Origin of the sequence: Clostridium sp. OM05-6BH (genome assembly GCF_003481635.1) — a bacterium.
GTDB lineage: Bacteria > Bacillota > Clostridia > Lachnospirales > Lachnospiraceae > Butyribacter.
Genome location: NZ_QULH01000001.1, coordinates 394,102 through 415,776 on the forward strand (window position 1 = coordinate 394,102; position 21,675 = coordinate 415,776).

Consider the following 21,675-nt stretch of genomic DNA (forward strand, 5'->3'; position numbering starts at 1 on the left):
CATAGTTGCAAAGCCGGCTCTGTCGGCACCGAAAGTCTCGGCGCCGGCAAAGCCGAAATACTCTGCTTCTTATTTCTGGTTCTTCTCTACAAAATCAACCGCATCCTGAACAGTTACGATAGACTCAGGATCCTCTACAGATACATCAAACTCATCTTCGATGTCATTGATGATCTGGAATAAATCCAAAGAATCTGCATCAAGGTCTTCTTTTACATTAGTCTCTAATGTGATTTCCTCAACATCCTTTCCTGTCTGCTCTGCAATGATTTCTCTGATTTTCTCAAATACCATAGTGATTTCCTCCTATATTTTATTTTATATATACTGCTTGCGCAGTTATATGCTTCTACCATTCTACCAGCATTGTGCCCCAAGTCATTCCACCGCCGAATCCGGTTAAAATAATTTTGTCCCCCCGTTGGATAAGCCCTTTTTCGTTGAGTTCATTCAGCGCCATAGGTACACTTGCCGATGAAGTATTTCCATAATGCTCCATGTTCTTATAAAATTTACTGTCATCCATCTTCAACTTATGAGCAACAACGTCTATAATTCTGGCATTTGCCTGGTGTGGTATGACATAAGCGATATCTTCCATATCTTCCATATCTATGTCAGCTTTAGCTAACACATTTCGAGTACTCTCCACAACCTTTTTGGTCGCAAACTTAAATACTGCACGTCCATCCATATAAATATAGTACTTTGGATCATGGTCGCCAGACTCATCATTAAATGCATTGTCACACGCCGTATGTCCCTCTGTCAGTATATCACAAAGTTCCCCTTTGCTGCCAAGTTCTTCTGCGATAATGCCACCCTCTTCGGATGCTTCCACATAAGCACCACCGGCACCATCTCCAAACAATACACAAGTCGTTCTGTCTTCCCAGTTGACGATTTTTGATAGCGTCTCCGCCCCGATGACAACAGCGTTGCGGTACACTCCCGTTTTAATATATTTATCCGCAATACTAAGTGCAAACATAAAACCACTGCACGCAGCCACAACGTCAAATGCAACCGCGTTCACCATACCAAGTTCTTTTTGCACCATGCAGGCAAGAGATGGTGTTCCATAATCCGGAGTGACTGATGCAACAATGATCAGATCCACATCTTCCGGTGAGATTTCTGCACGCTCGATCACCTGTTTTGCCGTTCCTATTGCCAAAGCTGAAGTGTTCTCCCCTGCCGAGATCCTTCTCTCTCTGATCCCGGTTCTCTGTGATATCCATTCATCACTGGTGTCAACAATCTTTGACAGATCATCATTTGTTATAATCTGCTCCGGTACACAAGCACCTGTTGCCATTATTCTTGTTCTTATCATTATTTCCTCCATGTTCTCTCATGCAGCAATCCTGTTAATTATTCTGCTTATCTATAAAATCCCACAAATTGCTCAAGGCACAACGTACTGTCTGTTGCTCCTCTTTAGTTTCTATCCCTTTGAGCAGCGCATTGACCAAATCTTCATGAAATGCTGCATGCGCATCGTATATTGTACGCCCCTTTCTGGTCAGACCGATCTTCACAACACGACGATCCTGCTCACTTTTATAGCGCTCCACATACCCCTTCTTCACTAAATTATTAACCATGACAGTCAGCGTCCCCACCGTTATGTGCAGTATTCCTGCAATGTCACTCATACGGTACAGTGTATTTTTGCCAATGGCAGCCACTGTATGTATCTCTGTCATAGATAAATCGCATCCCGTCTTACGCGCGACCGAAATATTTTCTGTCTTCAAAACCTTTTCGAATATCTCGATCAGCTCTTGACCGATCATATATTTTTCTTTTTCCATTTTCTTCCCTTTTTATTTTGTAAATCAAACTTTTTTAACGCCACAAAGAGTATATTCCATTTTCACCCATTTCGTCAACTGTAGATTAGCAGTATTTTTAACAATATGTCCCCTTTCTTTTTGTGCAATGTGCATAATTTTATTAAGTATATAAAACTACGTCTCATGAATATAAATATGTTTTCTTCTGATAAATAAAACCAAACATTTTGTTTCTTGAAACAATTTGGATAATCAAACATTTTTCTCATTGCACCCACATTACAGCTATATTATAATGTACATACGCTTGACATGACGTCTCATAACTGTAATTTCGACACAGTGAGCGTCATTAAATATTGATTGATCATTTTACAGCAGGAGGTATTCATGCACTATAACTTAACAAATTTGGCAATTCTGTTTTTTTGCTACTCCTTTTTGGGATGGGGCATTGAAACGAGCGTTGCCAGTGTAAAGCACAAATGTTACCGTAATCGCGGATTTCTATCCGGTCCTTTTTGTCTGATCTATGGCTTTTCCGGAATTGTACTCAGCACATTTCTATACGAGCTTCGATCTGCCCCTTTCTTTCTGTTTTTGGGATCTGCGATCATTTCCACCTTTATCGAATGGATGACCGGCCGTCTTTTAGAACAGGTTCGACACAAAAAATGGTGGGATTATTCTAAGAAGCGTTGGAATCTGGACGGATACATCTGTCTGCAATATTCAATACTGTGGGGTATACTTGGATATATCGCGATCCAGTGGGGTAATACTCTGATCCTATGGTTATGGCAATTTATCCCCACCTTTGTTACATATATTATTTTATGGACGTTAACCGCCATCTGCTGCATGGATATAACGGCTTCTGTCCTGACTATACTACATTTAGAGCATAAATCGCCCACTCTGATCCGACTGAATCGGGAACTTTTTTTATTTAAGACATCTTTCGGAAGGACACTTACCGCACACATACGGCGTCGTATCCAAAAAGCCTATCCGGCCACTGCAACGGATAAAGTCATTTCGACATCTGCTACCAAACTGCCATTTTCTGAATTTATCTGGCTGTTCATATTAGGGGCTTTCTTAGGAGATATTGTAGAAACCATATTCTGTCGTCTGACTGTCGGTGTCTGGATGAGTCGCAGCAGCGTGGTATGGGGTCCCTTCAGCATTGTATGGGGGCTTGCCATCGCTTTAGTGACCACTCTTCTGTTTAAGAGTAAAGGCAAGTCCGACCGGCATCTTTTCATACTTGGGACGCTATTAGGTGGTGCTTATGAATATAGCTGCAGTGTATTTACTGAAATTGTTTTTGGAAAAGTTTTTTGGGATTACAGTCACATTCCGTTTAATCTTGGCGGCCGCATCAACCTGTTATACTGCTTTTTCTGGGGATTTGCCGCTGTCATCTGGTTCAAAAATCTGTATCCCATCCTGCACCATGTGATCGTACGGATATTGCATAGATCCAAATATCTATTGACAACTGTCATTGCTGTGTTCATGATCTGCAATATTATAGTAAGCATGCTTGCTCTGATCCGATACGATACCAGGGAACATTCTCCAAAACCAAAAGCACATTGGGAAGAGGTAATGGATCATTACTACCCGGACGAAACAATGCGAAAGATCTATCCTAATGCAAAATAGCAAAGTAAACGAGTCATATGCCAGTCGTGTAATGTTTGATCAAAGTGCACCCATGCAGCAAAGTAAAAAGACCATAGATTACTTTTTCATCTATGGTCTTATATTTTACTTATCTACTTAACATCTCTAGCGTTGCTAACAGCACATCATCTTCCCATGGCTTCGGAATCAAATATTTTAATCCAATTCCCCGAACCTCTTCTAATGTACTTGCATCACACAACGAACTTAACATCATGATCTTTACACCCGGATGTTTCTTCATCAAAATCTGCGCCGTTTCTAATCCATCCAAGCCAGGCATAATAATATCCATGATAACAATATCCGGATGCATCTCATCATAAAGCTTGATGCCATCCTCTCCATTAGCTGCATAGGCTACCACTTCATATCCATTTTCTTCTACTACATCCTGTATCTGTTTGGAAGCGAACGGTGAATCATCTACCACCATTATTGTTATTTTATCCATTTCGATCCCCTTTCTGCACATTTTCCGCAATAAGCACATTCTGGCCTCATTCAACACCGGAATAATGCAGCTCAACCTGCATCGTCCCAATCTCTGTGTCAAATATAACGTCCATCTGTTCCTTCATAACATCTTCATGCCGAATCTCACTTTGATAAAACGGCACTGATAAGCGCGAAACTTTTTTTAATGTATTATTCAAACTGGATACACCATGTCCACAAACAATATTAATATATTCTTTGATATACAATGGAATCTGTTCATCCGGCGGCAAACCACCACCATACATTTTTGAAACGATCTGTAATACCATTGACTCCGGCATATCACAAATAATTTCCATACGAAGATAGCCACTCGTACAGATCATGATCTGCCGTACGGGCTGCTGCAGGAATATTTCTTTGTCCTGTTTCCGTCTCTGTAATTGCAGCCCCAACAATTTTTGACTCACAGAAACGAACGCCTGCTCAAAGGCCTTGCTCACCACATCCATTTCCATAGTACGACCCCCTCTCAACTCATGGCTGTACTATTCACCCAAGAATCTCATCTTTGCAGATGCATCTCTCGCCTTCTTGTCAACCGGTTTGCTCGTCTGATATAAACCGGAAAACGAGTTGGATAATGCGTTCTTGCATTCCTTACAGTATCTTCCGGTCAATATCGGTCTACCGCATTTCTCACATTCTATCGTGATTCCGGAATCCTTGGTAAAGGCCAAACGCTCCTCACGAACCCATTTTTTCAACTGCTGTACCGGTACTCCTGTATCTTCTGCTACCGTTGCCATGCCTGCCCCCGGATTCTCGCGAATGTATTCTTTCACATCCTGAAAGCGTTCCTCTAACTTCTTATTGCATTGAGGGCAAAGCGGTGAATTTGTATAGTTAAATAAATGACCACACATTTTGCAATTTCTAACGTCCATGTTATGCCTCCTCTACACACCTTTTCCTATACACACACATAAAAAATATACTTTATCGAACCCTGCCTGCAAAAGTGTCTGCGAGCAAGCTTCTACCGTACTTCCTGTCGTATAAATATCATCAATTATTATAGCACATTTTCCTTGTAAACACAACTTTCTAAAGTCTGCTCTGCAACGAAACGCCCCCTGTAAATTACGACTTCTCTCCCGTTTCGACAGTTCTTTCTGTGGTGCCGTATGTTTCACCCGCACTAACAGATCCGATTGCATTGGCAGACCGGATAATCTCGCCATTTCTTTTGCTATCTCTTCTGCCTGATTGTAACCGCGTTTCCGATATCTTTTGCTATGGACCGGCACCGGAACGAGCACCGGTTCTCGGATACGCTGCAGCCATTCTCTCTTAGCATCCCATAATAACCTTCCATATACTTTGCCGTATTCTGCTCGGCCTCCCTGCTTAAATCTCGCCATTGACTCCTGCATTTGCCCTGTATACAAAAGTACTGCTCCCCCCGCTGTAAAGCTATGTGGATGTGCTCTACAATCTGCGCAGCACATCTGATCCCGATCGATCGGTTTTCCACAATAGGGGCACAAAGGCTCCTGCAAAAAATGAAGCTGCTCTGTACATCCGCCGCAAAACCCCCGTTCACCAACCGCCAACACCTTGTCGCACCCCGGACACCTCGTTGGAAACACGATCTGCAATAGACTATCAATGATTAAGTTCAGCGTCTTCTTCCTCCATTTCTTTAATGCGCTGGCATAAACTTGAAAAGCGTTTCTGCTCATTCACATTGTGGATCATCCCCTGTATAACTCTGCTGCTTCCCACTGTCGTTACACATTTCTTTGCTCTCGTCACCGCAGTGTATAGCAAGTTGCGTCCCAACAGCATTTTAGGACCGCCAAGCACCGGAAGCACAATAGCCGGATACTCGCTGCCTTGGGATTTATGGATCGTAATTGCATAAGCCAGTTCCATTTCATCCATCTGGCTATACTCATATTCCACCATTTTTCCCTCTTCAAATTCAACGACCACCTGCTCCGCTATCGGTATGATTTCCCGAATGATTCCGGTATCCCCATTAAACACACCGGTTCCCTCTTCATATACATCGCCCAAGGACGTTTTCTTTGTCCAGCGTATCTGATAATCATTCTTGATCTGCATCACTTTATCTTTCTCACGGAATAACACCCCATGAAATTCTCGCTCCACCTTGCCAGCATCTGCCGGATTCATATATTGCTGCAGCACCTGATTCAAATGTTCCACACCTAACTCTCCCTTTCTAGTCGGCGTAAGTACCTGAATATCATAGGGAGAAGCATCTACATGCGGAGGGAGTTTCTGCATGATAAGCTGCACGACCACATTGATCACGGACGCACTGTCTTTTCGTTCCAGATGCATAAAATCCGGCGATGCATTCTCTAGCGAGATTTCTTCGCCGCTGTTGATCCGATGCGCATTCATAACGATCTGACTTTCTGCAGCCTGTCGAAAGATCCGATGCAGCCGCACAACAGAACAAAATTCCGCCTGAATCATATCTTTTAAAACATTACCCGGTCCTACCGATGGCAGCTGATTCACATCGCCAACTATGATGAGGCGCGTTCCCGGAACAATAGCACGAAGAAGCGCATTCATCAAATAGATATCGACCATAGAAAACTCATCTATGATCACAACATCCGCTTCCAACGGCTGTTTCTCATTACGCTCAAAATGCATTGCTCCCTGCGTATCCCCTTCACTCACGCCACCATTGATCTCGAGCAGCCGATGTATTGTCTGCGCCTCCCATCCAGTCGTTTCAGACATTCTTTTTGCGGCACGTCCGGTTGGTGCCGCCAGCAAAATATCTAACCCTTCCTGTTCAAATACCTGTAAAATAGTATTGATCGTCGTCGTTTTACCGGTACCCGGCCCACCGGTTATAATTGTTACACCATTTTGAACAGCCTGATACACCGCTGTTTTCTGTAGTTCATCTAACTCTATCTCCTGCCCCTTTTCAACCTTTCGCACCATTTTAGCAAGTTCTTTCTCAGATAGCTCATAGGAAATATTAAGATCTAACAGCATGCGTGCACAATTAAGTTCCATATAATACAGCGTACTCAAATAAATACAGCGCTCTTGATCCTGTTCACAGACCTTTAATTCTTTATCCAACATCATCCCCTCTAAGGCATCGGAAACAACCCCCTCATCGACCAATAGAAGCTCTGATGCCTCTCTGATCAGCCAAGACTCCGGCAAATAACAATGTCCCTGTGTTCCGGATTGCTGCAAAGCATACAGAATGCCTGCATTGATCCGAAACTCCGAATCAGAAGCAAATCCAGCCTGGCGCGCAATCTCATCGGCAATCTTAAAGCCAATTCCCTGAATATCTTCCGCCAACCGATAAGGATTGCGTTTCAGGATCTCATACATTTCATCTCCATAATATTTATATATCTTAACAGCCATTTTCATGCTAATACCGTAATCCTGCAGGAAAAGCATTGCCTGGCGCATCTGCCGCTTATCGTTAACCTGTTCTGCTATGCGTATCGCCATTTTCTCACTGATGCCTTTGACCTCTGCCAATCGTTCCGGCTCACGTTCAATAATTGTAAATGTGTCCTCTCCAAACCGCTTCACAATACGTGCTGCCAGTGCAGGTCCAACACCTTTTATCGCACCTGATCCCAAATATCTCTCAACAGCAACTGAGTCTTTTGGTTGTTTTTCTTCGTACGAATCCACCTGTATCTGCGGACCATAATTTTTATGTATCACTTCTCTGCCGGTTACTTTCAAATACAGCCCCTCGGCAACATAAGAAAACTGTCCTACGCAGCACACTTCCTCTTCTTCCTCTGCATCTACCAAAAATAATACGGTATATCCATTTTCTTCATTTCGAAAAGTAATACGCTCAACATATCCTTCCCATTCAATCTGCTCGCTCACTATAACCTCCTCGTCAAGTTTCCTACAGTGCCAAGCATAACAATACCAGCATCTTGCTATGCGCCACCCTTCACAATAAAATAATCAGTTCCTATCCATTTGAAAAAGCCACTGTAAACACAGTGGCCCCATTGTCTCTATTTAGACAGATCACATATACGATCAGTTACGCTTCATTGAGTCATATAGCTGCTTAGCAAGACCAACCTGACCACTTTCTGTAATCGCCTCCGCGTAGCTTTGGTTCAAAGTATCCCCAAAATACTGCATATATTCACCGTCATCTTCTTCGCTTTTTACCATTTTGCGCGCCTGTTCAATGATCTTTTGTACAAAATAGGTTTCAAATCCTTTGCAGGCATCCATCAACTCTTCATCTGTCGAATCACTATTTACTGCATTCAATGCGCTTTGCGCCTTCGAGCCGGTCGCAGACTGCACTGACTGCTTATAGCTGTCATACATAGATGAAATATCATATACAGAACTCATTGTTAACACCTCACATCATCCCATGAAGAAATCTTTCAAAAGATCTCTCATCCTCTTTTCGAAAGAATCTTTTCAAAAACTTCGCATTCTCTCAGAAGCAATTTTCTAAAGCATTTCATGGTAATTCCAAAAACAACCGTTTCAAAAGCCTCGCATTGCTCTTAAAAACCGGCATCCTCGTCTATATTATTACATCTGAAACATTATGATCTCAGATTATTTGCCTGCTGCAACATTTCATCCGATGCAGTGATCGCCTTCGAGTTCATCTCATACGCTCTTTGAGTAACGATCATATCCACCATCTCATCAACCGCCTGCACACTGGATGCTTCTAAATATTTATTCTTAATAACACTTCTGCTCAACGCTGTGTCCTGCCCCTCGATACGGGCATCACCAGAGGCCGCTGTTGCCTGAAAATAACTATCCCCGATCTTATTAAGACCGGCAGGGTTATTAAACTGAGCTGCTCCAATAGTAACCCCGGTCAAATGCGGGTTGTTGTCCGCTCCACGTAACATGATGCGTCCATAATTGTCAAACGATAATTTAGTAACATCTGTCGTACCATCAAATGTAATCGGATTACCTTCAGAATCCAAAACCGCATAACCTTCTGCTGTTGACAACTGATAACCGGTACCATTTACAGCCATTGTAAAATGACCGTTTCTTGTGTATGCCGTAGAGCCATCCGGCATTTGGATCATAAAAAATCCGTTTCCCTGGATTGCGAAGTCAAAATCGCCTTCTGTATGTGTAAGTTCTCCCTGCTCAAATTCGGTGCTGATCGCAGCTACCTTAACACCAAGTCCAACCTGTGCTCCGATCGGTTTTGGATTTCCCTCATTGTCTGTCGTCTTTTTTTGTATCGTCTGATACAACAAAGACTGAAACTCTAGTCTTTCTTTCTTGTATCCGGTCGTATTAATATTTGCCAGATTGTTTGAAAGATTGTCCATTGCGGTCTGCTGTGCCTTCATGCCGGAAGCAGCAGTCCAAAGTGATCTCATCATGATAGACGCTCCAATCTGCCACACTGCTTATATTCATCAGTCAATTTTCATATATATTAACCAACAAACATCCCAGTGTAACTCTTTCCTAATAATTATACTTTACCAATTTCATTTGCAGACTTCTGAAGCAGAGAATCCTGTGTCTGGATCATCTTCTGTCCCGCTTCATATGCACGTGTAATATTGATCATTGATACCATCTCCGATATTACATTGACATTAGACTGCTCCGTATATCCCTGTTCGATCTGAGCTTTTGCATCTATCTGCGTTGCTCCTGCCACTGCCCTAAACTTGTTATCTCCGTATAAGTCAAGATAGTTATAATCTGCAAAGTTAGCCAATGCGATCGTATCAACATACTGACCGTCCGCATAGATCGAGCCATCCTCCTTGATCGCGATCTCATGAGCATCCGTGGACACCTGAATATCTCCACCATTGCCCTGCAAATGATTGCCATCTGCATCTACTATGTAACCGTCCTGCGTACACTTAAAGGTACTGCAACGGGTATACATCATCTCATCTTTACCCTGTTTGTCTGTGACACGAATTGTAAAAAATCCATCTCCCTGTATCGCAAGATCATAGGTATTCCCCGTCTCTCGAAGATTCCCCTGACTCCAATCCATGTAGGTCTCGCCAATCTTTACGCCGAGGTTCATCGTTCCGATATTCTGATCAACATATCCTACAGAACCATCTCGGATCTTTACTGCCATCATGTCCTTAAAAGAACGGCTGGTGACATTTTCTTCCTTGTAACCGATGGTCGCCGAATTTGCCAAGTTATTCGATATAATATCCAATCTGCGCTGTTCATTCCGCATACCGGTATATGCTGTGTACAATCCTCTGACCATTCGTCGTCCTCCTTCCAGACTAACCTATGTATTATAAACGGACGAAGAGTGCTCTTCGTCCGCTCTATAAAATATATATCGTCACAATCGATCAATTTCTTTACTCGTCGTCACGTTTTCCTGCTAAAAATTCTACAAACTTACCGGTTCCCACTGCAACTGCTGTCATTGGATCCTCGGCTGTCATAGTGTTGATTCCTGTTTTCTCCTCAATGAGCTCTTCCAAACCATATAACAAACTTCCGCCACCGGTCAAAACAATACCTCTGTCCGCAACGTCTGCTGCAAGCTCAGGCGGAGTCTTCTCCAATACCGTGTGTACTGCTTCTACAATCTGTGATGTGATCTCTTTCAGAGCATCTAATGTTTCATCTGATGTTACAGTGATCGTCTTTGGAAGTCCGGTCACCAAGTTACGTCCGCGTACATCCATCGATACAACCTCCGGACGTTTGTATGCAGATCCGATCTTTACTTTGATCTCTTCCGCTGTACGCTCACCGATCAATAAGTTATGTGTCTTACGCATGTAACGGACAATTGCATCATCAAAGTCATCTCCAGCCACCTTGATGGAAGTACTTACAACCGTACCGCCAAGGGAGATAACAGCAATATCAGAAGTACCACCTCCGATATCAACGATCATGTTACCACATGGACGTGAGATATCGATACCTGCTCCGATAGCCGCTGCAATCGGTTCCTCAATGATTGCAACTTCTCTTGCTCCAGCCTCATATGTTGCATCTTCTACTGCTTTCTTCTCAACCTCGGTAACACCACTTGGAACACAAACACTGATACGAGGTTTGCGGAAACGAGACTTACCACAGGACTTCTGAATAAAGTAACGAAGCATCTTCTCTGTTACTGTATAGTCTGAAATAACACCCTGACGCAATGGACGAACAGCTACAATATTACCCGGTGTACGTCCTAACATCAAACGAGCATCCTCACCAATTGCCTTAATCTTATTGGTATCTCTGTCGAACGCCACAACGGACGGCTCGCGCAGAACGACACCCTTTCCCTTTATATATACAAGTACATTCGCTGTACCCAAGTCAATACCAATATCGCTACCAACCATGACTGTTCTCCTTTCGCTTCTGTTATTTTCTATTTTTTCCATAGTTTTACTAATTAAACATACTCGCATGTATTATATACTATTTTTTGAAAATAGAAAAGCAATTTTTGCGTTTCTTCTCGAAATTATCACATTTGTATCTAAATTGTAAGAATTTCGTAATATTGTAGTGCATTTTGACTTTCTTTCTCGCTTCTTCTATAATATTTTGATATAATACACACCTAAAAAGGGGGTTCCTATGTCTTATACCGATCACTCTGTAAAGCGGGAAATCGTAATGCTAAGCCGCTATAAAGGATTACGCAGCAGCCGTTTTTTGACAGTCTTATTGTCTTTGTGCAGCATTAACACCTTATACCCTGCCGGCATATTATTTACATTAACCGGTCTAATGCTGCCGCTCATGATCACCTTTGCAGCTCCGGAACAAAAAAAGAAAGAACCACTCACACAGTTGTCCTCTCTGATGAGACAATACCGTTTTAACACGATCCGTTTCACCGCAGAACGTTGGAGCAGTTCTTTCCTTTTGTTATTTTTGATCGCATGGCAATGGCAGCTTAACCAATCGCAGACCGGACTGTTGTGGCATTATTTTGCCAGTGCACTCTTTATCGTTTATGTACTGCTTCGAATTGCCTTTACCATAGCTTATCGTATTTATTTTCATTATCAATATACACATATGAACTTTTTGTGATGGCAGGATAATTTACTTTATCGGCTGCAAAATAGCTATTATTCTACTGACATAATAAGCAATATGTGGTTCGAACAGTAACTTCCGGTATGGGAAGTTACCTATCAATAAATAATTTCTCCCAGCGCCTGTTCCACCATTTGATCTGACTGTTCTTCGATCTGGTCGAAATCATACTGTACACTGTCAGCGTATGCCTGCTGAGCTGCCGAAACACTCGTACCGGAAGTCTTTGTCTGCTGTGCTGCCTGCATATTGTCAGAAGATTCCACACCATTAATATACTGCACACTATCTGTCGTCTGTGCCGAATCCGATGTGGGCTGCAAATAGGACTGCAATATATCAGAAAACGAATTGCTGGTTCCTGTCGTGCTGATACCTTCCAATCCGCTCAACAGCGTACTCACATCCGAAATACTTCCTGTACCAAAAGATGCCGAATTCTGCAAAGCACCTAATACACCCGACAGATCATTAGCCGACTGTACTCCGGTATTAGTATTACCGGACAATGCGTTCAACATTGTACTGGTTGAATTATTATTGATCATATATTGATAAAAAAGGTCTTTATCTAATGATACATTTGCCATATCTATCCTCCATGTTTCATCGTAACATATTCCGATATTCAGCCATGATCCCCCTATGAAAAATCAAGCTTCGTTATATAGTTTATCGCATATTTTATTGGCAGTCAATAAGTTGCAATTGCAGCGAACCATATCGTTCATTGATACTGACAGAGAACAAAATGTCAACCGTATATTCTCCCCGCTCTCCCTGCTTTAACCGTTCCCACACCTGTTCACCATAACGATCACGCACCGCATTTCCAATGCATTCTTCCCCGCTAAAATCCACTGCCTGATATATTTTTCCATTTTCCACAAAACGCACCTGTGCAATATGCATATCCGCTCCACACATTCGGATCTGGGCAATCTGTGCATCACGTTTTGCAAACACTGCAGGCGCATTTTGCTCTCCGGTCGGTTCCATCCAAGAAAGCTGCGTAACAAGTGTCGTATCCATTTCCGCTAAAGCGACCTCTCTATCATATGTCACCTTTTCGATCAATTGCTCCTGTGTCAAGCTGCAATGTGCTAACAAAGCAGACTTAAGCCCCTCCAACTGCTCTCTGCGAAGTGAAAAACCCGCTGCGGCTGCATGACCACCAAACTCCGTCAAATATTTCTGACATGCCTGCAGCTCTTGCTGCATATGATATCCCGGAATGGATCTGCCAGACCCTTTCAGGTGATCACCCGAATCTGTAATAACATACACCGGTCGGTAAAATTGTTCTCGAAGATTTCCGGCTACGATTCCTGCAACACTTTCATGACATTCCTGCAAATATACAACCAGCACCGGCGGCAATGGCTGCTTCTGCACTTCTTCTGCCGCCTGTTTTGTCATTGAGCGCGTTCTCTCTTTGCGCTCTTCATTTGTCTCTACGATCCTTGCCGCTCTTTGCGCTGCGCATTCCGCATCTGTCTCCATAAAAAGCTCCAAACTCTCTGTTGCATCTCGTAACCGCCCCGGAGCATTGATGCATGGGCCGATCCGAAATCCCAGATCCATTGCTCGGATCTCTTTTTGAAAATCCAAATGTTTTATCAGTGCATTTAGGCCTATATTGCCCGTCTGATGAATCCCCGCCAGCCCCCTTCGAACAATGCTACGATTTTCACCATAAAGCGGAACAACATCACACACCGTTGCCATCGCCGCAAAAGGAAGCAATTCACGGTCACATCCTTTTTTACCGGCTCTGTGGTATAATTCATAAATCAATTTATAGGCAATGCCTGCCCCGCACAATTGCGGATATGGGTAATTGTCTACGCTCTGTTTTGGATCAACGATAACATCTGCCGATGGCAGCAGCTCTTCGCCGTCTTTCATCGGCACTTCGTGATGATCCGTCAATACAACCGTCATCCCAAGTTCTTTGGCTGTTTGGATCGGCTGTCCTGCCGAGATTCCGTTGTCGCAGGTGATGATCGTATCAACTCCCTGCTCTTTTGCCTCAGTGACCATATAATCGCGGATTCCATAACCATCTTTTTGGCGATGTGGAAGCCGAAAGCTGACATCTCCCCCTAAACTGCGCAATCCATGACATAATATGTATGTGGACATCACACCATCTACGTCATAATCTCCGACAATATGCATTTTTTTACCCTGTGACAACTTCTGTTCTATAAGATCAGCCGCTTCACACAGTCCAAGCATTTCTGACGCCTTAGGAATCGATACCATATCATCAAACAAATATCCGTCCATCGATGCCCAATCATACAGTCCTCGTTTTACAAGAACCTCGGCAAAAGTCTCCGATATATTATATCTTGCTGCAACCTTTGAAAGATCAGCCCTGCAGCGCGTTGTTACCCATTGCTTCATTAGTTGTTTCTCCATTCTTCCTCTGTTATAATAATCATACACTCAACCTTCGCACATTGAAGGTTGCCGCCTGGCCACATATTGCTTATTATGTCGATAGCCATATCATATTTTGCAGCCACTACCTGGTGGATTCTGCCATCAGGGAACTATAGCAATTGCCTTGCCGCAATTAGTTTTTACGTGATTTCTTATTTTGTTAAGTCTCTGATGAATACATGCCTGAAGGAATGTCTGAGATGTCCCGGTCTAGCAAAGTATCATCCATTTTTGGACGGGACGCTTTCGCTACGATGCGCTACGTCACGTTACTTAATGTCTCTGAAGTACGAGACATAAGTAACGACGAGCGCAAAGTCCCTTTCAAAAATGATGATTACCTTGCTTCCGGGACTTCGAGTTTCCGAAAGGCATGTAAATCAACCATCAGAGACAACAAAATTTAGAAATCACTGTAAAAACTCTGGGTTCTGTGGCAATTATCTTAGTACCCTGATAGCAGAACAATTTAGTTTGTTGGCTGCAAAATAGCTGACACATTATGGACATTATAAGCACACTGTGCTTATCTTGGGAGTTTCTTCGAAACTCCATTATGCGCAGAAATCATGCGCAAGTATTATGACATAACAAGCAATATGTGGCCTGACAGTGTCTATGGACGTGCGAAGTTCGAGTCATAAGCGCAAACTTTTCATAGGTGGAAAGTTTGTGTTTAGTATAGCAGTTGTGACACAGTAAGTCTATTTTTAGACGAAATCTATTTTTTGTTTTGGTCTAATTTTGGATTTGGAAAGATGAGGAAAATATGCAGTGGATCAGATATGAACTTAAGACAACAACCGATGCGAGCAGCAGGATTGGTGAATTGTTGACAGAATTTGGAGTGAATGGCTATGAATTACAGGACAATGTTCCTTTATCAGCGGAAGAAGAACGCAAAATGTATACGGACATTCCGGCGGAACTCCCACCAGACAACGGCGAAGCTGTTTTAGTATTTTACAGTGATGTCATTGATGGAGATTCCGATGCTTTTTATAGCACCGGCTCATCATTGCGTGATGCAGAAATCGAGCAAAATGTACCAGATCGTCTTTTAACAAAGCCGGAAGCATTTATCAAAGCTTTTACTACACGTGTAGAGAAAGCTTCTTCATTTGCTCCGATCACATTCAGCGAATTGACATATCAGGTTGAGGACGACAGTGCATGGAAAGACAAATGGAAAGAAAATTTCAAACCTTTCCGCATTGCTGATGATGTTCTGATCAAGCCTACTTGGGAGCCTGTACCAGAAGATTGTTCGGAAAGTGATATTGTGTTATCTATTGATCCCGGTTCGGCCTTTGGCACCGGAACACATGAAACAACCAAATTATGCCTCCTGTCACTGCGTAATTATATTCATGACGATACACGTCTTATGGATGCCGGCTGCGGCAGCGGTATTTTGGCAATTGCTGCTCTGCTATGTGGTGCAAAATCAGCCTTTTGTCTGGATATAGACCCCTCTGCCGTAACCGGAACAATCGAAAACGCTGAGATTAATGGCATTGATGCCTCTCGCATCACTGCTATTCACGCAAACATATTAGAAGATGCTGCTGCCGTCAAAAAACAGACCGGCGAACCGTTTGATATTGCTGTAGCAAATATCTTGGCGGATGTGATCATTCCACTTTCCGATTATATCGGCGATTTCATAAAACCGGGCGGCATCTTTATTTCCTCTGGTATTCTTAACGAAAAATCAGATGCGGTTGAACAAGCATTGCTTCGCAATAACTTTGCGATACTGGAGCGTAACACCATGGGTGACTGGGTATCTTTCGTATGTCAAAAATAGATTGACTGGCAAATAAAAAACAGGCATTTTGAATAATTTTCAAAATGCCTGTTTTTATTCGGTAACGTCACCAAAAGCAACGCTATATTTAATCTATCCTTGCCTTATAAGAGCGCTTTTACTTCTTAGCTTTCTTACGCTTAAACTGTACGCGTTTCCAAGAATACCACAGTGTACCAGTGATACATACGGAAGAATAACCACCGCAGATAAAACCGGCTAACAACGGAATTGCAAAGTCTTTGACAGAATCAACACCAAGGATTGCAAGTACAACAACTGTGATAATTGTTGTTAATGAAGTGTTAATGCTTCGTGTCAATGTCTGTGTGATACTCTCATTAACAACCTCAGCCAATGCTTCTTCGCTGCTATGAACCTGTAAGTTCTCGCGAATACGGTCAAAGATGACGATTGTTGCATTGATGGAATATCCGACAATTGTCAGCATACATGCGATAAATGTATTTCCGACGGAAATCTTTGTCAAACCATATACCAAAATGACAGCAATAACGTCATGTATCAATGCAAGTACTGCACTTCCCGCAAATATAACGTCTTTGAATCGGAACCAGATATAGATCAACATACAGATAACTGCGATAACTACTGCTGTCACAGCGTCGCTCTTCATATCATCCGATACCGAAGCACTAATATTCTGATTCTCAATATTTTTCTCATCAACACCATAAGTCTTCTCTAATGTTGCATTCAACGTATTGCGCTGTTTCTCGTTCAACTCAACTGTCTTGACAGACAATGCATTGCGTCCGGCAACTTCTGAAATGACTACATCGTTAGATTTTGCCGTCTTACTAAACAGTTTCTCAAGATCAGACTTAAGATCTGCATTCAGATCTGTTTTATCTGGGAAGGTAATGTCATACGTAGTACCTCCTAAGAAATCCAAACCATAATTCAAAATGTTGCCACCGCATCTGGATGCTTTATTAACACCTAAGGTAACAACACATGCCAAAATGATCGCACCGGAAATGCAGAAAAACTTCAAGCGATTTTCCACAAAGTGAATCGGCTTTCTCGGCTTCTCCACACCGAAGTACTTCACATCATCCATACCAAGGGAATACATCGCATTCAACAGCAACTTCGTAATAACAAGTGCTGTAAACATGGATAAAATGATACCAAGTGCCAATGTTGTAGCAAAGCCCTTAACTGTACCGGATCCCTTTACATACAATACTGCTGCAGCGATCAAGGTGGTTACGTTACCATCAATGATAGCAGATAACGCCTTGTCAAAACCAATCTTAATACCCGACTGAACGGATTTTCCTTTGGCAAGCTCTTCCTTAATACGCGTAAAGATAATTACGTTCGCATCGACCGCCATACCGATATTCAATATGATACCGGCGATACCAGGAAGTGTCAGTGTAATATCTAAGACATTCAAAGCTACTAACATCAGTCCCAAATAGAACACCAATGCGATAGAAGATGCCAAACCTGGCAGACGGTAGAAAATGATCATAAATAATACAACCAATCCAAAACCGATCGCACCGGCTAACAAACTGGACTGAATTGCGTCAAGACCAAGCTGTGCACCTACCACCTGAGACTGTGCTGCCTTTAACTCGACCGGAAGTGCACCGATACGGATATAAGAAGCAAGTTCTTCTGCCTCATCATATGTCTTAAATCCACCGGAGATCTGTGCCTCACCATTTGTGATTGCCTCAGTTACACCCGGATTGGAAATTACTTTTCCATCGTATACGATGTAGATCATCTTATGAGAAGGTGCTGCTTCTTCTGTTGCTGTAGCAAATGCCTTAGTGCCCTTGCTCTTAAACTTCAATGATACAACGTACTTTTTCGTCTTGGTAGATTCATCCTGTGTCGTTCCGGCCTCTGCACTCTTGATGTCTTTACCGGTACAAATTGTCTTTGTATAAACCGGCTTGCCACTGGACAGATCCATGTCATCCTGTGCGACAAAGTCCAAAGAACCTTCCTTACCTAAATCTGACAATACTTTCTCTGCATCATCAACACCCGGAATATCGATCACGATACGGCCCTTCTCATCAGTAACTACCGATGACTCCGTACTATGTACCTCTGCACGTTTCTGCATCATCGTTACCGTATCTTTCAATTCGGCATCCGTTGGCTTGTCCCCTACTACATCATAGGTAATACTTACTCCACCAGCCAGATCGAGACCAAGCTTGATGTTACGTGCGCTTCCTTTATGCGCTTTTGTAAAGCCTACCAAAGTAGTAAAAGAACACAGTGCAATTACTGCTAAAATAACAATAATATGCAGTAATCCCTTTTTCTTGTTCTTCATGTTGCTTTTCTCCTTTTAATAACTGCAATTTTTGCGTGAATAAGAAATCACGCCAAATATCATTATACCATAGTAAATATACAATTGGCAAGGTTTGAATCATCAAATCCTTGCCAATCTCAATTCATTTTATTTTCATTTGTTATATCCGGATTTATCGTGCGGAAAAATACACATTTCCCGGCTCTGCATCCTTGTGCTTGTAATAAAACATCTCGTCAAGTGTTACCAATTGGAATCCTTTTTTAACAAAATATGGTGCCAATCTTTCTACCGCATCTGCAGTCGTAGGATATAGATCATGCATCAATATGATATCACCATCTTTCGCATCCTTGCAACGTTTCACAATGGAATTTGCATTTCTGCTCTTCCAGTCCTCGCTATCGATGCTCCAATAATACATCGGCGTTTTGATCGTTTTACGCATTGTATCGCTCACATTACCATAAGGCGGTCTAAGCGCTGTAGTATTACACCCAATAACTTTTGATACTTTTTGATTGGTTTTATTAATTTCCCATTTGATCTTCTTGGCTTTCATTTTGCTCAAGTCCTTATGATCAAAGGTGTGGCTTCCGATCTGATTACCTTGCTCATACTGTAACGCAAGTGTTTCGCTAAATTCCGGCACACGATTACCTACCACAAAGAAAGTGGCGCGTCCGTTGCTTTTATTCAATGCTTTTAAAATGCGTCTGGTCACCTTAGCATATGGACCATCGTCAAATGTAAATGCAATCATCGGCTTTGATGCATCCAAATCTTTACGGATCCAATGATCTGCGCCATTCGGCGTCGCCGTCGGCGATGCAGTCGGTGTTGCGATCGGTGTTGCCGTTGCCTTCTCTGCTATTTTATGAGCAGCTTTCTCCTTATCTGCATTCGGTGTACCCAACGCGACCACTCGAATTACCAAAACAACGACCACGATGCCAAGCGCTAATGCTATATTTCCGAAGATCAAACCACTTCTGCGTCTGTTTCTTCTACGTTCGCTCCGTTCTCTGCGGCTTCTATCCGATAAACTCTCCATTATCTTTTCGTCTTCCTTTGTTACCATAATAGCCCCTCCATTTATTTATATTCAGCAGCTTGACAGCTCTATAGTCAAGCCACGCATTTACCTATGATAACATATTCCTCATGAATAGTATCACAGATTAGTTACTTTTCTATTAAATAAATGTAACAATTATCCTTCTGATACCGGAGCAAGCATTCCACCGACCATTCCAGCTACTGCACACACAATTCCACCACTAAATATCCAAGAATTTCCAGCAAGTGTTGTATTACCGGCAACAAGACCGATCAACAGCAAAATTCCAAAATAAACAGCTCCAACCAAGCATCCCCATAACAATTTGCGGCTTCCCGTTTTTTTACCCAGAAGAAATCCTCCTCCAAAGCAGCTCAGTACGTATACAAGAATAACCGCCATGCTGATACTCTTTGCCGTTACACCTGTTTTCCAGATGATGACCGACCCAATACCAAGCAGAATGACAGAAAACACATACATAAGCCCCAACACAACACAAAATGAAATGACATTTTTTTTCAAAAAAAACAGCCTCCTTCACACGAATCTTACATACTATATTTTATGTATGCTTCTTTTGCCTGATTATGCTATACTGATACCGTAAATATACAATAAATACACTCTTACTTCACACATCCATAATAAATGTGATATTTGAGTGTTCAAAACAAGAAAGGGTAGATACTTATGGGAACCGTTGATTTACATACACATTCTACATTTTCCGACGGGACATGTTCCCCGTCAGAGCTTGTTAATAAGGCTGTTTCCTGCGGTTTGCAGGCAATCGCTCTGACAGATCATGATACAGTGGAGGGTATTCCGGATTTTTTAGAAGCCGCTAAAGATATGGCGATCGAGGCCATCCCGGGGACTGAATTGTCTGTCGGTTTTCGTGACCGCGATATTCACATCGTGGGATTATTTATTGATCATACGCATGAAGGATTTCAGAAAATGTCACAGATCATGATCAAACGTCGAGACGCTCGTAACGAAGAAATGGCTGCACGCTTTCGGCGGGATAACATTCCGATCACAATGGAAGAATTGACAAATGGAAATCCAGATGCTGTTGTCACAAGAGCACACTTTGCACGTCTATTGATCAAGTATGGCGTTGTGAAGAATACCGCTGAAGCTTTTGATGGTTACCTTGACCCCTCAGCACCTTATTATGTACCACGCGAATATATTAGCAGAGAAGAGGGGATCAAAACAATCTTAGCCGCCGGTGGCGTGCCAATACTGGCGCATCCACTTCTCTATCATCTTTCCGAAAAGGAACTTTGCAGCCTGCTCACCGAATTAAAGGAATATGGTCTGTTAGGTGTAGAGGTTAAATATTCCACTTATAGCAAACAAGATGAATATTTCATCCGAAATATTGCCAAAAAATTTGACCTGCTTCCCAGTGGCGGTTCTGATTTCCATGGAACAAATAAGCCACACATTTCCCTTGGTTCCGGCATGGGACACCTTGCTGTACCTTACGAATATCTGCAGCAAATGAAAGAATATGCTGCGCGCTCATAAAGTCAACGATCAGCGCAGCAAAATAATATCCCAAAAACAGCCTCTGAAGTATTACATAATACCTTCAGAGGCTGTTTTTCTTGTCATATTCTGTTGCATCTACACAATCTTTGCATGTAAACTTCCCATACTTCAAATCCTTCCGGTATGAGAAGCCTTAGTAAGATCTTAATCCTCAGTCTGTTTGTCAATCTCAACAATGTTATCCTTTTTCATTGGAATACGGCAGTTTTTGTTGCTGCCAAACTCAACGATAACAATCTCATCCTTGATGTCAATTACAACGCCAAAAAAACCACTTGTCGTCAGAATGCTGTCTCCAACTTCTAACGTACTGAGTAAGGTCTCATGCTCTTTCTTCTGTTTGCTCTGTGGACGGATTGCAAAGAACCAAAAGATACCAATGATAACGGCATAAAGAATTACCATTGTCATGATACTTCCTCCTGCATTCTGT

22 protein-coding genes are annotated in these 21,675 nt (G+C 42.4%); 4 read left to right on the top strand and 18 right to left on the bottom strand.

Annotation, left to right across the window (positions count from 1 at the left end):
* Positions 1–69 precede the first annotated feature (69 nt).
* Genes DXB73_RS01790 through DXB73_RS01800 form a run of 3 tightly spaced genes read right to left on the bottom strand, consistent with a single transcriptional unit; the run spans position 70 to position 1,817 of the window.
* Positions 70–294, bottom strand: coding sequence for an acyl carrier protein (locus DXB73_RS01790; RefSeq protein WP_022024218.1), 225 nt, complete (start codon positions 292–294; stop codon positions 70–72).
* A 55-nt stretch (positions 295–349) separates the two neighbouring features.
* Positions 350–1,336, bottom strand: a complete 987-nt coding sequence (locus DXB73_RS01795; protein WP_118689944.1) for a beta-ketoacyl-ACP synthase III — start codon at positions 1,334–1,336, stop codon at positions 350–352.
* 34 nt (positions 1,337–1,370) lie between these two features.
* Positions 1,371–1,817, bottom strand: coding sequence for a MarR family transcriptional regulator (locus DXB73_RS01800; protein ID WP_118689945.1), 447 nt, complete (start codon positions 1,815–1,817; stop codon positions 1,371–1,373).
* Positions 1,818–2,189: 372 nt separating this feature from the next.
* Between DXB73_RS01800 and DXB73_RS01805 the strand changes: the two genes are divergently transcribed.
* Complete coding sequence (locus DXB73_RS01805) at positions 2,190–3,470, top strand: putative ABC transporter permease (protein ID WP_118689946.1); 1,281 nt, start codon at positions 2,190–2,192, stop codon at positions 3,468–3,470.
* A 109-nt stretch (positions 3,471–3,579) separates the two neighbouring features.
* On the opposite strand, the gene DXB73_RS01810 is transcribed toward DXB73_RS01805, so the two are convergent.
* The 9 genes from DXB73_RS01810 to DXB73_RS01845 all read right to left on the bottom strand — a co-directional run bounded on the left by DXB73_RS01810 (position 3,580) and on the right by DXB73_RS01845 (position 11,335).
* Positions 3,580–3,945: a response regulator gene (locus DXB73_RS01810; protein ID WP_182448172.1), complete on the bottom strand. Its 366-nt coding sequence runs from the start codon at positions 3,943–3,945 to the stop codon at positions 3,580–3,582.
* 46 nt (positions 3,946–3,991) lie between these two features.
* Positions 3,992–4,450 (bottom strand): hypothetical protein, encoded by a 459-nt coding sequence (locus DXB73_RS01815; RefSeq protein ID WP_118689948.1) that lies wholly within the window; start codon positions 4,448–4,450, stop codon positions 3,992–3,994.
* A 30-nt stretch (positions 4,451–4,480) separates the two neighbouring features.
* The gene (locus DXB73_RS01820) at positions 4,481–4,879 is read right to left on the bottom strand and encodes a flagellar protein (RefSeq protein ID WP_182448173.1); all 399 of its coding nucleotides are present in this window, start codon (positions 4,877–4,879) and stop codon (positions 4,481–4,483) included.
* A gap of 12 nt (positions 4,880–4,891) precedes the next feature.
* A complete protein-coding gene (locus DXB73_RS14445) occupies positions 4,892–5,677 on the bottom strand; it encodes a ComF family protein (RefSeq protein WP_182448174.1) in 786 nt (261 codons plus the stop codon).
* On the bottom strand, positions 5,601–7,859 hold the full coding sequence (locus DXB73_RS01825; protein ID WP_118689949.1) for an ATP-dependent RecD-like DNA helicase: 2,259 nt from the start codon (positions 7,857–7,859) through the stop codon (positions 5,601–5,603). Before DXB73_RS01825 ends, DXB73_RS14445 begins: the two co-directional genes overlap by 77 nt.
* Before the next feature lie 162 nt (positions 7,860–8,021).
* Entirely contained in the window at positions 8,022–8,351 is a 330-nt protein-coding gene (locus tag DXB73_RS01830; protein WP_022024227.1) for a rod-binding protein, read from the bottom strand.
* Between the two features lie 203 nt (positions 8,352–8,554).
* Positions 8,555–9,370: a flagellar basal-body rod protein FlgG gene (flgG, locus tag DXB73_RS01835; RefSeq protein WP_022024228.1), complete on the bottom strand. Its 816-nt coding sequence runs from the start codon at positions 9,368–9,370 to the stop codon at positions 8,555–8,557.
* Between the two features lie 95 nt (positions 9,371–9,465).
* On the bottom strand, positions 9,466–10,239 hold the full coding sequence (gene flgF, locus DXB73_RS01840; protein WP_022024229.1) for a flagellar basal-body rod protein FlgF: 774 nt from the start codon (positions 10,237–10,239) through the stop codon (positions 9,466–9,468).
* Positions 10,240–10,339: 100 nt separating this feature from the next.
* Positions 10,340–11,335, bottom strand: a complete 996-nt coding sequence (locus DXB73_RS01845) for a rod shape-determining protein (protein WP_022024230.1) — start codon at positions 11,333–11,335, stop codon at positions 10,340–10,342.
* Positions 11,336–11,576: 241 nt separating this feature from the next.
* On the opposite strand from DXB73_RS01845, the gene DXB73_RS01850 reads away from it, so the two are divergent.
* Positions 11,577–12,038, top strand: coding sequence for a hypothetical protein (locus DXB73_RS01850; RefSeq protein WP_118689950.1), 462 nt, complete (start codon positions 11,577–11,579; stop codon positions 12,036–12,038).
* A gap of 104 nt (positions 12,039–12,142) precedes the next feature.
* On the opposite strand, the gene DXB73_RS01855 is transcribed toward DXB73_RS01850, so the two are convergent.
* Together DXB73_RS01855 and recJ are read right to left on the bottom strand one after the other, a co-directional pair.
* Complete coding sequence (locus DXB73_RS01855) at positions 12,143–12,634, bottom strand: hypothetical protein (protein WP_118689951.1); 492 nt, start codon at positions 12,632–12,634, stop codon at positions 12,143–12,145.
* 94 nt (positions 12,635–12,728) lie between these two features.
* Positions 12,729–14,456, bottom strand: a complete 1,728-nt coding sequence (gene recJ / locus DXB73_RS01860) for a single-stranded-DNA-specific exonuclease RecJ (protein WP_182448175.1) — start codon at positions 14,454–14,456, stop codon at positions 12,729–12,731.
* 808 nt (positions 14,457–15,264) lie between these two features.
* Between recJ and prmA the strand changes: the two genes are divergently transcribed.
* Positions 15,265–16,305 (top strand): 50S ribosomal protein L11 methyltransferase, encoded by a 1,041-nt coding sequence (gene prmA / locus DXB73_RS01870; protein ID WP_118689954.1) that lies wholly within the window; start codon positions 15,265–15,267, stop codon positions 16,303–16,305.
* A gap of 118 nt (positions 16,306–16,423) precedes the next feature.
* Here prmA and secD read toward each other — a convergent pair whose 3' ends face one another.
* The 3 genes from secD to DXB73_RS01885 all read right to left on the bottom strand — a co-directional run bounded on the left by secD (position 16,424) and on the right by DXB73_RS01885 (position 20,201).
* Entirely contained in the window at positions 16,424–18,634 is a 2,211-nt protein-coding gene (gene secD / locus DXB73_RS01875; protein ID WP_118689955.1) for a protein translocase subunit SecD, read from the bottom strand.
* Between the two features lie 154 nt (positions 18,635–18,788).
* The gene (locus tag DXB73_RS01880) at positions 18,789–19,697 is read right to left on the bottom strand and encodes a polysaccharide deacetylase family protein (protein WP_118689956.1); all 909 of its coding nucleotides are present in this window, start codon (positions 19,695–19,697) and stop codon (positions 18,789–18,791) included.
* 132 nt (positions 19,698–19,829) lie between these two features.
* Positions 19,830–20,201 carry a TIGR04086 family membrane protein gene (locus DXB73_RS01885; protein WP_118689957.1) on the bottom strand — a complete coding sequence of 124 codons (372 nt, stop codon included), beginning with the start codon at positions 20,199–20,201 and terminating at the stop codon, positions 19,830–19,832.
* Between the two features lie 168 nt (positions 20,202–20,369).
* Between DXB73_RS01885 and DXB73_RS01890 the strand changes: the two genes are divergently transcribed.
* On the top strand, positions 20,370–21,218 hold the full coding sequence (locus DXB73_RS01890; RefSeq protein WP_118689958.1) for a PHP domain-containing protein: 849 nt from the start codon (positions 20,370–20,372) through the stop codon (positions 21,216–21,218).
* Positions 21,219–21,386: 168 nt separating this feature from the next.
* Here DXB73_RS01890 and yajC read toward each other — a convergent pair whose 3' ends face one another.
* Positions 21,387–21,653, bottom strand: a complete 267-nt coding sequence (gene yajC / locus DXB73_RS01895) for a preprotein translocase subunit YajC (protein WP_347559506.1) — start codon at positions 21,651–21,653, stop codon at positions 21,387–21,389.
* Between the last annotated feature and the right edge of the window lie 22 nt (positions 21,654–21,675).

What these genes read in the sequence shown, in the direction of transcription:
- DXB73_RS01790 (WP_022024218.1), bottom strand. Translation starts at nt 294, where the DNA reads ATGGTATTTGAGAAAATCAGAGAAATCATTGCAGAGCAGACAGGAAAG.
- DXB73_RS01795 (WP_118689944.1), bottom strand. Translation starts at nt 1,336, where the DNA reads ATGATAAGAACAAGAATAATGGCAACAGGTGCTTGTGTACCGGAGCAG.
- DXB73_RS01800 (WP_118689945.1), bottom strand. Translation starts at nt 1,817, where the DNA reads ATGGAAAAAGAAAAATATATGATCGGTCAAGAGCTGATCGAGATATTC.
- DXB73_RS01805 (WP_118689946.1), top strand. Translation starts at nt 2,190, where the DNA reads ATGCACTATAACTTAACAAATTTGGCAATTCTGTTTTTTTGCTACTCC.
- DXB73_RS01810 (WP_182448172.1), bottom strand. Translation starts at nt 3,945, where the DNA reads ATGGATAAAATAACAATAATGGTGGTAGATGATTCACCGTTCGCTTCC.
- DXB73_RS01815 (WP_118689948.1), bottom strand. Translation starts at nt 4,450, where the DNA reads ATGGAAATGGATGTGGTGAGCAAGGCCTTTGAGCAGGCGTTCGTTTCT.
- DXB73_RS01820 (WP_182448173.1), bottom strand. Translation starts at nt 4,879, where the DNA reads ATGGACGTTAGAAATTGCAAAATGTGTGGTCATTTATTTAACTATACA.
- DXB73_RS14445 (WP_182448174.1), bottom strand. Translation starts at nt 5,677, where the DNA reads ATGAGCAGAAACGCTTTTCAAGTTTATGCCAGCGCATTAAAGAAATGG.
- DXB73_RS01830 (WP_022024227.1), bottom strand. Translation starts at nt 8,351, where the DNA reads ATGAGTTCTGTATATGATATTTCATCTATGTATGACAGCTATAAGCAG.
- flgG (WP_022024228.1), bottom strand. Translation starts at nt 9,370, where the DNA reads ATGATGAGATCACTTTGGACTGCTGCTTCCGGCATGAAGGCACAGCAG.
- flgF (WP_022024229.1), bottom strand. Translation starts at nt 10,239, where the DNA reads ATGGTCAGAGGATTGTACACAGCATATACCGGTATGCGGAATGAACAG.
- DXB73_RS01845 (WP_022024230.1), bottom strand. Translation starts at nt 11,335, where the DNA reads ATGGTTGGTAGCGATATTGGTATTGACTTGGGTACAGCGAATGTACTT.
- DXB73_RS01850 (WP_118689950.1), top strand. Translation starts at nt 11,577, where the DNA reads ATGTCTTATACCGATCACTCTGTAAAGCGGGAAATCGTAATGCTAAGC.
- DXB73_RS01855 (WP_118689951.1), bottom strand. Translation starts at nt 12,634, where the DNA reads ATGGCAAATGTATCATTAGATAAAGACCTTTTTTATCAATATATGATC.
- recJ (WP_182448175.1), bottom strand. Translation starts at nt 14,456, where the DNA reads ATGAAGCAATGGGTAACAACGCGCTGCAGGGCTGATCTTTCAAAGGTT.
- prmA (WP_118689954.1), top strand. Translation starts at nt 15,265, where the DNA reads ATGCAGTGGATCAGATATGAACTTAAGACAACAACCGATGCGAGCAGC.
- secD (WP_118689955.1), bottom strand. Translation starts at nt 18,634, where the DNA reads ATGAAGAACAAGAAAAAGGGATTACTGCATATTATTGTTATTTTAGCA.
- DXB73_RS01880 (WP_118689956.1), bottom strand. Translation starts at nt 19,697, where the DNA reads ATGGTAACAAAGGAAGACGAAAAGATAATGGAGAGTTTATCGGATAGA.
- DXB73_RS01890 (WP_118689958.1), top strand. Translation starts at nt 20,370, where the DNA reads ATGGGAACCGTTGATTTACATACACATTCTACATTTTCCGACGGGACA.
- yajC (WP_347559506.1), bottom strand. Translation starts at nt 21,653, where the DNA reads ATGACAATGGTAATTCTTTATGCCGTTATCATTGGTATCTTTTGGTTC.